Annotated in this window: 14 protein-coding genes; all 14 read left to right on the top strand. The window is 42.2% G+C overall.

The window, feature by feature from the left end; all coding sequences use genetic code 11:
- Window positions 1-57 precede the first annotated feature (57 nt).
- The 14 genes from E0496_RS11205 (at window position 58) to E0496_RS11135 (ending at window position 15,602) form a co-directional block, all read left to right on the top strand.
- Complete coding sequence (locus E0496_RS11205; protein ID WP_141501641.1) at window positions 58-975, top strand: NAD(P)/FAD-dependent oxidoreductase; 918 nt, start codon at window positions 58-60, stop codon at window positions 973-975.
- A complete protein-coding gene (locus E0496_RS11200; RefSeq protein WP_141501640.1) occupies window positions 972-2,405 on the top strand; it encodes an MDR family MFS transporter in 1,434 nt (477 codons plus the stop codon). Before E0496_RS11205 ends, E0496_RS11200 begins: the two co-directional genes overlap by 4 nt.
- Before the next feature lie 56 nt (window positions 2,406-2,461).
- Window positions 2,462-3,352, top strand: coding sequence for a class I SAM-dependent methyltransferase (locus E0496_RS11195; RefSeq protein WP_141501809.1), 891 nt, complete (start codon window positions 2,462-2,464; stop codon window positions 3,350-3,352).
- Between the two features lie 260 nt (window positions 3,353-3,612).
- Window positions 3,613-4,089 (top strand): DedA family protein, encoded by a 477-nt coding sequence (locus tag E0496_RS11190; protein ID WP_141501638.1) that lies wholly within the window; start codon window positions 3,613-3,615, stop codon window positions 4,087-4,089.
- Between the two features lie 57 nt (window positions 4,090-4,146).
- Window positions 4,147-4,740 carry a class I SAM-dependent methyltransferase gene (locus E0496_RS11185; protein WP_421923649.1) on the top strand — a complete coding sequence of 198 codons (594 nt, stop codon included), beginning with the start codon at window positions 4,147-4,149 and terminating at the stop codon, window positions 4,738-4,740.
- Entirely contained in the window at window positions 4,737-5,417 is a 681-nt protein-coding gene (locus E0496_RS11180; RefSeq protein WP_141501636.1) for a response regulator transcription factor, read from the top strand. Before E0496_RS11185 ends, E0496_RS11180 begins: the two co-directional genes overlap by 4 nt.
- Window positions 5,410-6,492 (top strand): sensor histidine kinase, encoded by a 1,083-nt coding sequence (locus E0496_RS11175; RefSeq protein WP_421923646.1) that lies wholly within the window; start codon window positions 5,410-5,412, stop codon window positions 6,490-6,492. Before E0496_RS11180 ends, E0496_RS11175 begins: the two co-directional genes overlap by 8 nt.
- A 140-nt stretch (window positions 6,493-6,632) precedes the next feature.
- Entirely contained in the window at window positions 6,633-7,205 is a 573-nt protein-coding gene (locus E0496_RS11170) for a TetR/AcrR family transcriptional regulator (RefSeq protein WP_141501634.1), read from the top strand.
- A 234-nt stretch (window positions 7,206-7,439) separates the two neighbouring features.
- Complete coding sequence (locus tag E0496_RS11165; protein ID WP_141501631.1) at window positions 7,440-8,192, top strand: SDR family NAD(P)-dependent oxidoreductase; 753 nt, start codon at window positions 7,440-7,442, stop codon at window positions 8,190-8,192.
- Window positions 8,193-8,444: 252 nt separating this feature from the next.
- On the top strand, window positions 8,445-9,443 hold the full coding sequence (locus E0496_RS11155; protein WP_141501630.1) for an NADP-dependent oxidoreductase: 999 nt from the start codon (window positions 8,445-8,447) through the stop codon (window positions 9,441-9,443).
- Window positions 9,444-9,819: 376 nt separating this feature from the next.
- Window positions 9,820-11,571 (top strand): sensor histidine kinase, encoded by a 1,752-nt coding sequence (locus E0496_RS11150; protein ID WP_141501628.1) that lies wholly within the window; start codon window positions 9,820-9,822, stop codon window positions 11,569-11,571.
- Complete coding sequence (locus E0496_RS11145) at window positions 11,564-13,120, top strand: response regulator transcription factor (protein ID WP_161601375.1); 1,557 nt, start codon at window positions 11,564-11,566, stop codon at window positions 13,118-13,120. The genes E0496_RS11150 and E0496_RS11145 overlap by 8 nt, the downstream gene beginning before the upstream one ends.
- A 177-nt stretch (window positions 13,121-13,297) precedes the next feature.
- Window positions 13,298-14,629: an ABC transporter substrate-binding protein gene (locus E0496_RS11140; protein WP_161601374.1), complete on the top strand. Its 1,332-nt coding sequence runs from the start codon at window positions 13,298-13,300 to the stop codon at window positions 14,627-14,629.
- 67 nt (window positions 14,630-14,696) lie between these two features.
- On the top strand, window positions 14,697-15,602 hold the full coding sequence (locus E0496_RS11135; protein ID WP_421923642.1) for a carbohydrate ABC transporter permease: 906 nt from the start codon (window positions 14,697-14,699) through the stop codon (window positions 15,600-15,602).
- The last annotated feature ends 4 nt before the right edge of the window (window positions 15,603-15,606 follow it).

The raw sequence follows: 15,606 nt of genomic DNA, 5'->3' as shown, positions 1-15,606 counted from the left end.
CTAGTGTTTTTTTGTTTTAATTACGGATATTAAAGACCTATGGAGGGTGAAATTAAAATGGATAAACAGTTTCTCGATGTGGCAATTATTGGTGGCGGACCGGCTGGGCTGAACGCTGCACTGGTACTTGGGAGGGCAAGGAAAACAGTTGCGGTGATCGATGCAGGCCGTCCCCGCAACGCTGTGACACGCGAGGTTCACGGGTTTCTTACCCGCGATGGGATCAGTCCAAGCGACTTTCGGAGAATTGCAAAGGAAGAGATCAGCGCCTATCCTGCCGTATCATTCGTTACGGATAGTGCGGTGTCGATCGTGGGAACCGACGGCTGGTTTCAAATCGAGACGGAGCAAGGACAAACTTTTGTAAGCAAGAAAATATTGTTTACCGTTGGCATGAAGGATCTACCTCCTACTATTCCGGGACTGGCGGAAGTATACGGGAAGAGCGCTTTCGTCTGCCCATTTTGCGATGGCTGGGAATTAAGGGATCAGCCGCTTGTCATCATTAATAAGGGAACAACGCTTATGCACCTTGCTCCACTCCTATCCGGATGGACGAATCGTTTTACCGTCTGCACGAATGGACCTGATGAACTGACTGATGCCGAGCGGGAGGAATTCCAGCGGAATCAAGTGCCTCTATTCGACTCGCCAATCATTCAAATTGACTCTAGCGGAGGGATTGTTCGGGAAGTCATTCTTGAAGACGGGACGACTATTCCATGCACAGGGATCTTTTTCAAACCGGATCTGGTTACAGGATCAGATTTGCCGCAAATGATCGGTTGCGAGATTACGGAATGGGGGGGAATCGTCGTCGATCAATTCGGAAAAACGAACATTCCTGGTGTATTTAGTGCCGGAGATGCAGCATCGCGAATGCATCAGGCCATTGCTGCGGCTTCGAACGGTGCATTTGCCGCCGCGGTCATCACTGGTGAACTAAATGCAGTAGCTTGGGGGAGAAACAAATGATCGATTTAAATAATATGAAGCGTGGTCCAATCATGTTTGCTCTGATTATCGGTATGTTCGTCGCCGCATTGAACGAGACGCTAATGGGCAATGCCCTTCCCGAATTGATGAAATCGTTTGGCGTGTCTGCAGCGACGGCTCAGTGGCTGGCTACCGCCTACATGCTCGTCGTAGGCGTGCTTATTCCGGTGACCGCGGTATTGCAGCAATGGTTCACGACTCGGCAAATGTTTCTTTCGGCGATGAGTTTGTTCTTCGTCGGTACGGTCACCTCAGCGCTTGCACCGGAATTCGGCGTGTTGCTGGTCGGGCGGATTATTCAGGCGATAGGTACCGGCATGCTGATGCCGCTTACAATGAACACCATTCTGGTTATGTATCCTCCTGAAAAGCGGGGAGGCGCGATGGGGATGTTCGGACTCGTTATCATGTTCGCGCCGGCGATTGGTCCCACTATATCAGGTTTAATCGTTGACGGGCTATCATGGCGCTGGCTGTTTTACCTTGTAATACCATTTGCGGTGCTTTCCATTATTATAGGAGCGGCTGTCTTGAAGAATGTGTCGGAAGTCACCAAACCGCGAGTAGATCTCTTATCCATCTTGTTGTCGACGATCGGCTTCGGGGGAATCGTTTATGGGTTCAGCAAGGCTGGGGTAAACGGTTGGTCAGAGCCGGAGGTGATCTGGACGATTGTGGCGAGCGGTTCCGCCTTGATCCTGTTCGTCTGGCGGCAACTGTTGTTAAAAGAGCCCATCATGGATTTACGGGCATTCCGATATCCGTTATTTTCGCTTGTCGCAGTGCTGCTCGTCATGCTTATGATGACGTTTTTCTCGACGGCGATCATGCTTCCGTTGTTTATGCAGGGAGTACTGCTGATGACGGCGTTCAAATCTGGTTTGATCTTGCTTCCCGGAGGAATAGTGAACGGGATCATGGCTCCGGTCGCTGGAAAGCTGTTCGATAAATTCGGACTGCGCGTACTTGTCATCCCCGGGCTTATCATTGTGGTTGTTTCGTTGTGGCTGTTAACCCGATTCGACGAAACTTCGAGTACCGGTTTTCTAGTCTCTGTGTACATCGCGATGATGATCGGTGTCGCGCTAGTGATGATGCCTGCACAGACGGCTGGGCTCAACCAGTTGCCGCGCCATCTGTACCCGCATGGGACGGCGATCTTAAACACGCTGTTGCAGGTAGCCGGTGCGATCGGCACTGCCTTGTACATCAGTATCATGTCCAATGGACAGAAACATTACTTGAGTGGATCGATTGACCCGCATTCTCCAGGGGAAATAGTCAAAGCGCTTGCAAATGGCATAAATAGCGCTTTTTGGGTCGGCGTTGTCATTGCGCTCGGTGCGCTCATTCTCGGTTTGTTCCTCCGTAAAGGGAAATCGCCGGAGCATGAACAGGCGGAAGGATGAATCAGGTCGTTCGTTTAGGAGAATCCAAAAACCATAAGGAAAGCGTGGGAATACACATGAACGATTTTTTTAATGCAGCCATATGGGAAAAAGCGTGGAAAGACGAGTCCGTTCTGAAGCTCAATAAGATGAAAATGAATGGAATCGATCCTACCAGATCTTTTGACCATAAGGCCAAGATCTTCAACGAACAATCGTTTAGCGAAGATGGAAGAAAACGAACCAAACGAATTATGAACTGGCTTGAAGGACAAGGGGTTCAGTTCGAAAACACCTCTGTGCTGGATATTGGCGCCGCATCGGGCGTTTTCTCAGTGCCGTTTGCGGAGCGAGGGGCCCGTGTAACCGCCGTAGAGACTTCTCCCCCGCTGGTCGAATTATTGGAAGAAAATATCTCGAAGTTCGATGATGGCCAGATGAAGATTGTACGCGAACCGTTTGAAGGTATTGACTTGCAGACGAAAGGCTGGAATCAGGAATTCGATCTCGTCTTTGCCTCGATGTGCCCAATCATTCACAATTGGGATAGCGTAGAGAAGCTACTCCATTGTGCTCGAAAGTTTTGTTATATCAGTATGCCGGTAAGTCCTGCGGAACACAGCCTAGTGAATGAAATCTGGCCGCTCGTCACCGGTAAGCCCTTCCATGCGCAACATTCAGAAATGGGGTACTTGCTGCAGCTACTGTATCTTAAAGGTTATGCATACGAAACGCTAATCACAAGGGAAACGAAAACGAAGGAAGTCTCCAGGGAAGCGGCGTTGCAGGAAGCGATAACTTGGCTTGGACATCGTCGTCTTCCTATAGATGAGCGGAATCGGAAAATAATTGCTGACTATTTGGAGCAAGCCTATCCATCCGGTAAAGTAGTCATCCAGGAAGGCGGACGTTTTGGCAAAGTGCTGATTCGATTGCAGGATCAGAACATGTATATGAAAGAGATTTGATTACTCTGACAGACGACGTGGATTTCAAAAAACGATTGCACGCTATTGTTGGAGGAATTCCTTGGCTAGTCCATCTCAAAAACATGCTTTATTAACATTACTTTTGAAGCACTTTCAAATCAGGTTTATTTTCCTGATTTAGAAGTGCTTTTTTTCATTCACAGCAACCTTTCTTCAGAATTTCTTTAGAAAAATCCTCATAGGGAGCTTAGATTTAACTGGTATTCTTCATCTATGAATTCGAAATGAGGAGGATCAACATGTTCAGTCATACTATTATGCAATTAGTTGATCAATATGGATATTTTATGTTTTTTGTTGCCTTTTCCCTTGGTCCTTTCGGTATCCCTGTACCAAACGAAATAACGATACTAACTGGCGCCTTTTTGAGCAGCAAGGGTACTTTAAATCCTTGGATTACTTATTCAGTTATATTATTGGGACTGCTAATAGCGGTAACCGTATCTTATTTTCTAGGAAAAATATTTGGAAATCATTTCAATGGAAAATTAACTAGGAATCGTCACTTTCAAAAGGCTCAATCTATCTTACAGCAGCACGGGAACTGGGCAATGGTGATTGGATTTTTTTTGCCAATAGTCAGGTATATCATGCCTATGCTTGTGGGTCTTGGAAATGTGAAGTTTAAAACGTTTGCTCTCATATCTTATTCCAGCGCTTTATTGTGGACTGCGACTTTTTTTGTTATCGGGATTTTTACCCAGAAAATTTTCTGAATGATAGATAGTGAATGAAATCAATCAAAATAAGCAAAATAAAATGAGGTGTAATCAGTGAGTATGAATCATTATATACAGTTTATGCAAAGTTTTATTCAACAGCCTAAACAGGTTGGCAGCATAGTTCCGAGTTCCCGGTTTTTGGCAGGCAAAATGGTTAATGCTATTTCGTGGGACAAAGTACGTACTGTGGCGGAACTTGGCTCTGGTACAGGAGCAATCACAGGTGCAATCGAGAAACATTCCCTAAAAAACACGAAAGTTTTCTTGTTTGAAATGGATGAAACGATGAGGAGGAATTTAAAAAAAGACTATCCTCACTTCAACTGTCATCCTAATGCCTGTCAATTAGTTGAAATTATAAATGGTGATGGTATAGAACAATTAGACTGTATTATTAGTGGATTGCCTTTTTTTAATTTTAAACAGGATATAAGAGAAATATTGCTTGACCAAGTTTATCAGGCCTTAAAACCCGGAGGACTGTTCGTTGCCTTTCAATATTCGCTTCAGATGAAAAAACGCTTATCCGATAAGTTCGTAGTAGAAAATATTGGGCTTGTCCCCTTCAATTTCCCGCCAGCTTTCGTTTATACTTGTCGTAAAGTGCTCAAAGATAACAATAAAGCAGGGAGTGATTATTCATGAATACAGTCCTTGTTGTAGACGATGATTCAGAGATTCGAGATATTCTGCATGTATATCTTCGCAATGAAGGGTATTCTGTATGTGAAGCAACAAATGGAATAGAAGCGTTACAGGCAATTCAAACAAATTCAGTCCAATTGGTCATATTGGATGTCATGATGCCGAAATTAGATGGTATCCACACTTGTCTTAAAATAAGGGAGTTCTCAGACGTTCCGATCATTATGCTTTCGGCTAAACAGGAGGACATGGACAAGATTACTGGCCTTACGATAGGTGCAGACGATTACATGATTAAGCCTTTTAATCCCATGGAATTACTCGCAAGAGTCAAGGCTCAGTTTCGGAGAAGTATGATGAAAAGTAAACAAGATATCCAAATGGTTATCCATATCAAAGACCTCATTATCGATAAAGGTAAACATTCCGTAAAGTTGAGGGAAAACGATATCGCGCTAACTCCAATTGAGTTTGACATTTTAGAATTGCTAGCAAGTCACCTTGGACAAGTATTTAGCTCAGAAAAAATTTATGAAAGCGTATGGAAAGAACCTTATGGTTATTCAGATAATACAGTGATGGTACATATCCGTAACTTAAGAGAGAAGATAGAAGAAGTACCAAGAGCACCTCAATATATTAAAACCGTATGGGGAGTTGGCTATAAAATTGATTAAAAGGGTTAACAAAAGAACAAGTAAAATTCAGATTAATATCATCATGAATTCTGTATTTAGTTTCTTTATTGCCATTATTCTTTCACAGATCGTTCACTATAGTGTTTACCTTATTGATCAGAGTTTGAATAATATGATGGGACATCTAACGATTCCGATATTTACAGGTTTCTTTGTTTTAACCTTTTTTGTTTTGACACAACGGATAGTAGCTGATCTAATTACATTGGAGCGAGGAATTCAAATTATTGCTACAGGAGATTTAGATTACCGGGTTTCAGTCGTTCGAAAAGATGAACTCGGCAGAGTTGCGTTGAACATCAATTTGATGGCAGAACGTCTGCAGCAACAGATTAATAAAGAACGGGAAGCCGAAAAATCCAAAATGGAATTGATAACGGGTATATCACATGACTTGCGGACGCCTCTTACTAGTATCATTGGCTACATTGAACTATTAAGAAACGATTTATTTCAATCGAAAGATGAATATAAAAGATTTCTACAAAACACTTATAATAAAGCTGTTCATTTAAAGAGCATGCTGGATGATTTATTTGAGTACACCAGACTTACTTCAAATGAAACAAGCTTAGAGCTTAAAAATGTGGATGTTAATAAACTCCTTGAACAATTGCTCTTTGAATTTGAGCCTATTGCACAAGAAAACGAAATAAGTATTGTTAAAAAAATAGGGGGTTTCCCCTTATACACATTTGTGGACAGTGAAAAAATCGCCAGAGCCATTGATAATTTGCTTATGAATGCACTTAAATACTCAGTCAAGCCAGGAACCGTTAGTATTAACATAAATTCGAACGAATCAAACATTATGATTACGATCGAAAATAAAGGGAAACCACTCACACCGGAACAAGAAATGAAGTTGTTTGACCGTTTTTATAAAGTGGACCATGCTCGCAGTACAGAAGGCATTCAGACTGGAGCAGGATTAGGTCTTTCTATAGCTAGAAACATCATTGAGTTACATGGAGGATCCTTAAAGCTCAATCATATAGAGGGGAATTTTAAATTTTTCTTGACACTACCACTAGATTTTAGAAATGCTGGTTAATGGGGCGATGCATCGTAAACGGTCCAAAGGTATCTTTTTGGGTAACCCAACAATACGGATCTTCCTGATCAGATTGTTTTTACACATTCGGTTTGCTGATCGTTCACTTCAATGTATAATGATTGTCTGAGGTGATGACTATGGCAAGATCCAAAGAATTTGAAGTTAATGAAGTATTGGATAAAGCAATACAATTGTTTTGGACACAAGGGTATGAGAAAACGTCAATGCAGGAATTAGTTGATTTCATGGGCATTCATCGGAGAAGTATCTATGATACATTTGGGGATAAACATGCTTTGTTTATGAAAGCTCTCGAACGGTATGAAGCAAAGCAAAGCCAAAAAATGAGATTCCTCATTGAAAAGCAAAAGCCGGTCAAGGTAATAATCCGGGCAATGTTTGAACTTACTTTGAGAAATGAAGGAGAACCTCTGGGTTGTTTACTAGTGAATTCAGGTGTTGAATTGGGCGTATTGGATCCGGATGTTGCATCCTTGGTCGAGAATAGTTATTTCAAGACTGAAGTGTTTTTGACTCAACTTCTTCAGGAAGGGCAACAAACCGGTGAAATCAGGGCTAACCTTGAAGCTAAGGTTATGTCTCACTTTTTAATGAATGCTTGGTTGGGACTACGCATATTGGTTAAGACCACGACGGATCAACAAAAGCTAAAGGATATTGTTGATACGACGCTGGCTGTAATAGACTGACCGAAGTTACAACCAGTGTCATTTTTAAATACTATAAAAAAAGGCGAACAATAGATAAAGGGATCATTTACTACGTATAGGTAGGATGTGATCCTAATAAAATTATTCTTTACCGATCGTTCTAGAAATGATATAGTAAAAGCAAGTCAGAGCTATCTTTTTTTCATCCAATTTAGAACGATCGTTCTAAAATTTTTACACAAATAATTCTGATTTTTTGGAGGAGAGAGTAATATGAAGTACACCGTAATCACAGGAGCAAGTTCCGGCATTGGATATGAGACAGCATTAGCGTTTGCTGCACGTGGGAAAAATTTGATTTTGGTAGCCAGAAGATTGGACAAATTAGAAGAGCTTAAATCGACGATCCAAAATAACCATCCTGATCTAGATGTTGTGATTCGTACAAACGACCTGTCCGTTACGGAACAAGTCTACTCATTGTATAACGATTTAAAGGAATATCAAATTGAGACATGGGTAAATAATGCAGGGCTTGGTGAAGGTTCCTTCGTAGCTGAGCAGAATCTGGAAAAAGTCGAAACGATGTTACGTGTTAACATTGAATCCTTGACCATCCTTTCAACACTATATGTTCGAGATTATGCTGACGTAGAAGGTACGCAATTAATTAACGTATCATCAGCACTTGGATATGTCATTGCTGTCGGTAGTGTTGCTTACTCTGCATCTAAATATTATGTGAGTGCCTTCACAGAAGGGCTTGCAAAAGAACTCGAACTGAAAGGCGCGAAAACAAAGGCTAAAATTCTAGCACCAGCAATCACGGAAACTGAATTTGTGAAAAAATCAATCGATGTTGAAGATTTTGATTACTCAGCCAACTTACCTAAGTATCATACCGCTCAGCAAATGGCGGGCTTTATGCTGGATCTTTTTGATAGCAACGAAGTGGTAGGAATCGTAGACCAGAACTATGATTTCAATTTGAGAGGACAAATCTATCCAATCTTTGAAGGGCTGTAATATGTATGCGATTGACAGGACATATCATTTGAAAAGGAGTGGAACGCCTTCGACAAGGTGCACCATTGAATGAAGCGAATCCTACACCATTCTTTGGACAGGGAAGCAAAGGTTATACGGATTACCCTACGATGAACGAATTGTCTTCTCATGAAAGGTAACAATAGCTATAGGAGAAAATGGCGTGCAATTTTAAATTGTACGCCATTCATCTTACGCGAGCACTGATTATTCATAGAAAGAGGGTTAAGCATGAGAGCAGCGCAATTACAAAAGTATTCAAAAAAAGTTCAACTGGAACTGAATGAGACGGCAATACCGTTAATCAATGACAAAGAGGTTCTTATTAATGTAAAAGCTGCGGGAGTAAATCCATTAGATATACTAATTATAAATGGCAGTGTTCGGATGATTTCTGATTATGAATTCCCATTAACTTTAGGAAATGAACTATCAGGCGTTATTGAAGCCGTAGGAAAAGAGGTAGTGAATTTCAGTGTTGGTGATCACGTTTATACGCGATTGCCCATAAACCAAATTGGAGCTTTTGCTGAATATGCAGCGGTGAAGGAAGAGGCAATAGCCATTATGCCTGAAAATCTGTCGTTTACTGAAGCAGCGGCAGTACCGCTCACTGCTTTGACGGCATATCAAGCTTTACATGATATGCTTCATGCTCAGCCTAATAAAAAGCTGTTCATTCCTGGTGGAACGGGAGGCTTTGGTGCAATGGCAATTCCTATTGCCAAATCAATGGGGATGTATGTCATCACAAGTGGGAGCGAAAGAGGCAGATCACGCACCGTGTCGATTGGCGCAGACCAATTCGTCAATTATAAAGAAGAAAGCTATGCTGACGTTCTATCTGATATTGATTATGTGATCGACACCTTGGGAACCGTAGAGATTAAGGCCGAAATGAGTATTTTAAAACCCCAAGGGAAACTAGTATCCTTGAAAGCTTCACCAAATTATCACTTTGCGGTTGAACGAAATTTTCCATTATGGAAAAGACTATTGTTTGGCATAGTTGGGTACCGCATCGATTCTTTGGCACGCAAGCATCAAATTGAATATCGTTTTATATTTGTGCAGGCCAATGGAAGTCAGTTACAACAGGTTACTAATCTTGTTGAAGAAAAAAACATCAAGCCCTCAATAGACTCCGTTTATCATTTTAATGACATCAACAAGGCATTGGCTAAAGTCTCTACTGGCCATTCGCAAGGTAAAGTAATTGTAACGTTCTAAGCTTAGCTCTCGTAGCTGGAAAATTTACATTATAGTATAAACATATCATTTTAATATCAAGCTCGCAACGAACGACATAAATGATTAGTAAAAAAAGCTTTCAGCACATCACAGCTGAAAGCTTTTTTGATGTATTTAGTTATCAATACAACGACAGTGAAGGCGTGCGAATACTGAAGGCAAACGAGGATTATTGTTGACAAGTTTCAGATAGCGACATCATACTAGGAAAACCAAATAGACAGACAAATGATTGAATGAAAGCGTTATCGGTTTTGTTCGAATTAACGTATAGTTACGATGGGGAATCAGCAAAATGAAGGAGGAATGACGAACTTATTTCATTTAGGTTTATGAAGATTCGGAGGAAGATGACATGATAAAGATGATAAACCGCATGAAAATCAAGCATAAATTAATTGGGATTATGCTGCTGCTTACCATTGTTGTGTGTACTGGTTTTGTTGTGGCCATGACAATATCCTTTAAAACCTATGATGAAATGCTGTATGATCATGCCTCGCGCGCTATGAATTTGTCCGTCTCGGGGATTGAGAATGAGATCGGGAATATCGAGAAGCTGTCCATGAATATGGCTCTGGATTCACGGATTCAAGAACAATTAATCAATATACGCGGAGTCCTATCGTCATATGAGCGGGTACGCAGAATGACTGATTTTAAAAGTAAAGTTCTTCAGTACATGTTAACGGAAAAGAGCATCGCTTCCATCCGTTTTTTAAATAATGAAGGGTATAACTTTTTTGTCGGTCAAAATAACGTAACGAATGACGAGGAGCAAATTCAGGGTATTGTTGGCAAAGCACATCTCCGCGAGGGAGCAGGGGTATGGCTTGAATCGGAAAATGAGCTGATTTCGGCCAGAGAAATCCGTTCTATTTTTGACCCGATTCTGGAGCCGCTGGGCACCCTCATATTTCGGGTTGATTTCCAAGGATTAGTCGAACGACATTTCCGGCCATCGATGGACCAAGCTGCTGAATTATTTGTGATTGCGAATTCGGGTGTGCTGCTGCATCGTCCCAGTGGAGAAGAATTCAAGGACATTGCTATCGAAACCGTCCCTTTTCAAGGTGATCATGGGTTTTTGCTGCATAACTTTGATGGGGAAACGTATTTCTTAGCGTATACGCGATCTTCCTCAACAGGTTGGAAATATATTAGCCTGATCCCTTATAACGATATTTTTCAAAAGAGGAAGGCAGTGCGAAACACCATCGTCACTATTGTAGCCATTCTGGTAGTCGTCGCTTCCGCAATCAGCTATATGTTCGCGCGAACGCTGACCAAGCCAATCGTTTCACTAACACAGCAAATGCGGAATGTGGAGAAAGGTGATTGGAGTGTATCCTCTCTTGAGACAAACTCCATGCCGCGAATGGATGAGATCGGCTATCTACACAAAAGATTTCAGAATATGATTCGAAATATTGAACAGCTTATTGACGAAAATTATAAAAAACAAATTGTGATAAAAGACACGGAATACCGTGCTTTACAAGCGCAAATCAATCCGCATTTTCTTTATAATACACTAAGCTCTATTAATTGGATGGCACGAGTGAATAATGACGAAGTCATTTCAACGATGGTGGAGTCGTTAAGCCGAATTTTCCGAGTTTCCATTGAAGATAAACGGACCATGGTTACCATTCGAGAGGAACTCGAGCTGATAGAAGGTTACATGTATATTCAGAAGGTACGTTACGCGGAGAGAATCGAATTCGATGTAGATGTTCCAGAAGATGCTTTGGAATGCCTGATTCCGAAGTTCACACTGCAGCCGATTGTCGAAAACGCAATTCATCACGCCGTTGACCAAATGGCGGACGTATGCAGAATTGCAATAAAAGTGGAAAAGGACGAAGCTCACGAGCAGTTGACCTTCCTTATTTCTGATAATGGTCCAGGGATGGACAAGGCATACTTAGAAGCACTGAGAAAATTTAACATTGAAGCAAAAGGAACGGGAATCGGTCTGAAAAATATTCATGACCGATTGCAGAGTATTTATGGCGAGCGTTTCGATTTTGAGATCGAGAGTACCCTCTTGGTGGGTACGCGGGTTCGTATTACGCTACCGAAAGGGGAAGGCAACCATGTATAAAGTGCTTATCGTTGACGACGAAAAACTTGCAAGGGATAGTATTGCCAAATTAATTGTTTGGGAACAACACGGTTTTGAATTGCTTGGCACTGCGAGCAATGGGGAGGATGCGCTCCAGCGTTTCAGGCTGGCCCCAGCAGATATTGTCATCACCGATATCCGAATGCCCATTATGGATGGACTGCGTTTAATTGAATTGCTGAAAGAAGAGTCTCCACAGACGGAATACATTGTCTTGTCTGGGTATGGAGACTATGACTATACAAGTGTAGCGATGACGCATGGCGTAAAGCATTATCTTTTGAAGCCATCCAACGAGGTGAAGATCTTGGAGGTGCTGAAGCAAGTTGTTGCGGAACTGAAAGAAAGAGCAGACAAACAGCAGTTCTATGAACGGCTGCAAAGTCATTTCAGCAAGGTGCTGCCTCATGTGAAGGATCAGTTGCTGAGAGACATGGTTTTGACCGGTATTTACAATAAGCACGACTGCGATTATTTTATGGATTTGTTCATGATCCGGCAACAAATGTTCAAATTGGTGCTGTTTACCTTTCAAGAAACGACTGAGTATTTTCAAAAGTTTGCACTTAAAAATATTGCGGAAGAAGTATTCGAGAAGGAAGGGGTGTATTTGACGACGATTGTTCATGATCAAATTCTACTGCTCGTTAGCGCAGATGGTTTTTTACCTATTTCCGAGAAGGTCAAAGAGGTTCAGTCCGTCTACAAGACCTATTACAAGCTTGAGCTGATTGCGTCAATTAGCGAAGAAGGCGGTTTCTACAACATTCGGAGCATGTACGAAAGCGTGAAATATTGTTTAAGCTTCGGGACTACGTTTCAGGAAGGATATATTGTAACGCCACAGGATGTATTGATAGCCAAACAGAATTTTCCTTTTGATTCAGCTATATTGACGGAGCAATTGGCAATAGCCGTACGATCTGGCAACCTTGAGATGGTTAAGGAAACGATCACACATGCTGTTGGCTGCTTTGAACTGGACTTTTTTGATATGAAAGAGGCCAAAAACTTTTGCCTAGATCTCTTTCTGACAGCGATTCGACAATCGGAGGAAGGTTTGGACGAGTTCGTCTCGAAGGTTCCGGATCTGTATGCGATGCCGTCGTTGCGCGGTGCTTTTCATTATCTCGAGGAAATAGCAGTTGAGCTTGCTAAGCGCAATTCAGGACTAGTCGTGAAGAAGCAAAATGATTTAATTGAATCTGTCCTGCGCATTGTTGATGAAAACTTAAGCAACCCAGATTTGTCCTTAAAGTGGATTGCAAACGAACTTCTGTATGTCAATGTGGACTACCTTGGGAAGTTATTCGCAAAAAAGACGGAGAGCAAATTTTCGAATTATCTTGTGCATTTGCGAATGGAATTTGCGAAGCGATATATGAAGCAGGAAAACGAGCTAAGAGTATATGATATTGCCGTAATGGCGGGTTATCCCGAAGATGCCCAATATTTCAGCAAGGTGTTCAAAAAATATACAGGAATGACGCCTACGGAGTATATAGGCTCAAACAAAAACAACATGTAATGATTAGGGATGAAGAAATAATGCTAGAATTTTTTCAAGAATAACCTCTATTTTTTCCATATCGCGGATGGTTCGTAGGATGTATTTTATAAGTAGAGCGATTCGTGTATGTCCAGGCCTGGAAATGCAAATCCGTTCATCGATCATAATAATTTAAACAGAGGGGCGCGAAAAAAAATGAACAAACGCTTTTCAGGAATGATGCTTTTGGCTCTAGCCTGTATACTTGCCCTTGCGGGATGTTCGGATGGTAATTCGAATGGAAAACCGGCATCGACAGTAAAAGATACAGGAAATAATGGCAGCAAAGCGACGGATCTCCGTGTCATTTGGTGGGGCAACCAAGACCGCCATGACATTACGTCCAAGGTTCTAAATATGTACAGCGAAGCGAACCCGGGAGTAACCTTTTCACCCGAATATCAAGGCTTTGATGGTTACTATCAGAAGCTGACCTTGCTTGCCGCTTCCAACAATATGCCTGATATTTTTCAGTTTTATGTAGGCGCTAGCGATGCCAATCAGTTTATGGATAAAGGATTGGTAGAACCACTGGATGCGTACATTGAGAGCGGAATTATCGACGTATCCAATATTGGAGAAAGCACGCTATCTGGCGGGAAAGCGACTGATGGCAAAATATATGGTATTCCGCTTGGAGTCAACGCGAGGACCTTGATTGTAGATCCAGCTGCCTATGAAAAAGCTGGTCTTACCGTACCGGAAACGGGATATTCCAGTTGGGAAGAGCTTTATGCAGACTTGAAAAAATTGAAGGAAGTTACGGGTTCCTATGGCGCAGACGATCTGTTCAATATAGCTTTTGCGTTCCCGTATTACGCTCGTCAGTTTGGTCAGACGGTGAACGCCGAAGGAACGGGAATCGGCTTCGACGAGAAAGTATATACGGATTTCTTTACCTACAGAAAAGAATGGGCGAAAGAGGGACTAATTCCGAAAATGGACGCCTCATTGTCGGTGAAAAATCCGGAGGAGTCGTTTCTCGTAAAAGGCCAATCGGCTGTTATGGTCGCCTACACGAATCAATATCCTGGAATAGTGAAAGCGGCTAAAAGACCGCTTAAAATGCTTCTTATGCCTGGTCCAAATTCAGATCAAGCGATGGATGTACGCCCGGGCTTACACTTCTCCATCTCTTCTAAATCCGCCAATAAAGAGGCTGCGGCTAAGTTCATTAGTTACTTTGTAAATGATATCGAAGCGAACAAAGTGCTGAACGCGAATCGCGGCATGCCGATTACGAGCGAAGTTCGTGCTTCTTTGGCAGAACAATTTGAGCCTGAAATGAAGGCTGTTGTTGAATACATGGATATCGTTGCCGAGCACAGTGGTCCGCTCGATCCTCCTGCGCCTGCGGGTGCTACGGAAATCGATGCCTTAATGATCGATATGGAGCAGCAAATCATGTTTGATCAGATTTCGATTCAAGATGCTTATGCGAAACTTCAGAAGGATGCCGCGGGAATCGTCGCAAAAAATAAGCAATAATAAACACAGCGGCCGATTTCTTGGGATTCATTCAAGGAATCGGCCGTAGATGGGTATGGTGACAATGATGGCACAACAAATTAGAAGGTCGAGCGGCAATGAGAATGGGGCGGGTTACCTGTTTATTTTGCCTTGGATTATTGGTTTTGTCGCATTTACGGCGATCCCGTTCGCTTGCTTGTTTTACTTTACCTTTACTGATTATGATCTCTTATCCTCTCCTAAATGGTCAGGGTTAGATAATTTCATTCACATGTTCACAGCAGATGACAAGTTTTTGACCAGTCTAAAAGTAACTTTCGTCTACGTTCTAACGGCTATACCTCTTCGTCTTATCTTTGCGTTATTGATTGCATTACTGCTAAATATGAAAATTAAAAATGTTGGTCTATATCGAACCGCGTTTTACATCCCTTCGATTATTGGGGGAAGCGTAGCGGTTGCTGTCATGTGGGGGCAACTGTTTGGATTAAACGGAGCCGTTAACGCGCTTATTGAGGCGGTATTCGGATTTCGGCCGAACGTTTCGTGGATCGCGCATCCCGATACCGCTTTATGGTCGCTTATTCTGATGGCGATTTGGCAGTTTGGTTCTCCAATGATTATTTTTCTGGCAGGACTTAAAAACATTCCGGAATCCTATTATGAGGCAGCGGTAGTAGATGGAGCGAATGCCTTTCAACGTTTTATCAAAATTACCGTTCCGCTCCTGACACCGGTTATCTTGTTCAATCTCGTCATGCAGATCATTGGCGGATTTATGACATTTACACAAGGCTTAATCATAACGGACGGCGGTCCGCTGGATCGCACCTTATTTTATCAGCTCCATGTATACCGACAAGGATTTGAGTTTCTTAACATGGGTTATGCGGCTGCGCTTTCTTGCTTCTTACTGGTGATCGTGGCCATCTTAACAGCATTGGTATTTAAATCGTCATCTGCATGGGTTCATTACGAGTCGAAAGGATAAAGGC

The organism is Paenibacillus luteus (genome assembly GCF_006542765.1).
Taxonomy (GTDB): domain Bacteria; phylum Bacillota; class Bacilli; order Paenibacillales; family Paenibacillaceae; genus Pristimantibacillus; species Pristimantibacillus luteus.
Note: the sequence above shows the minus strand (reverse complement) of the source record. Positions and strands in the feature narration are given on the sequence as shown.

Bases quoted from the DNA above. Each gene is read 5' to 3' on its own strand.
- E0496_RS11180 (WP_141501636.1), top strand. From the start codon at position 4,737: ATGAATACAGTCCTTGTTGTAGACGATGATTCAGAGATTCGAGATATT.
- E0496_RS11195 (WP_141501809.1), top strand. From the start codon at position 2,462: ATGAACGATTTTTTTAATGCAGCCATATGGGAAAAAGCGTGGAAAGAC.
- E0496_RS11155 (WP_141501630.1), top strand. From the start codon at position 8,445: ATGAGAGCAGCGCAATTACAAAAGTATTCAAAAAAAGTTCAACTGGAA.
- E0496_RS11170 (WP_141501634.1), top strand. From the start codon at position 6,633: ATGGCAAGATCCAAAGAATTTGAAGTTAATGAAGTATTGGATAAAGCA.
- E0496_RS11205 (WP_141501641.1), top strand. From the start codon at position 58: ATGGATAAACAGTTTCTCGATGTGGCAATTATTGGTGGCGGACCGGCT.
- E0496_RS11165 (WP_141501631.1), top strand. From the start codon at position 7,440: ATGAAGTACACCGTAATCACAGGAGCAAGTTCCGGCATTGGATATGAG.
- E0496_RS11200 (WP_141501640.1), top strand. From the start codon at position 972: ATGATCGATTTAAATAATATGAAGCGTGGTCCAATCATGTTTGCTCTG.
- E0496_RS11150 (WP_141501628.1), top strand. From the start codon at position 9,820: ATGATAAAGATGATAAACCGCATGAAAATCAAGCATAAATTAATTGGG.
- E0496_RS11135 (WP_421923642.1), top strand. From the start codon at position 14,697: ATGGCACAACAAATTAGAAGGTCGAGCGGCAATGAGAATGGGGCGGGT.
- E0496_RS11190 (WP_141501638.1), top strand. From the start codon at position 3,613: ATGTTCAGTCATACTATTATGCAATTAGTTGATCAATATGGATATTTT.
- E0496_RS11140 (WP_161601374.1), top strand. From the start codon at position 13,298: ATGAACAAACGCTTTTCAGGAATGATGCTTTTGGCTCTAGCCTGTATA.
- E0496_RS11145 (WP_161601375.1), top strand. From the start codon at position 11,564: ATGTATAAAGTGCTTATCGTTGACGACGAAAAACTTGCAAGGGATAGT.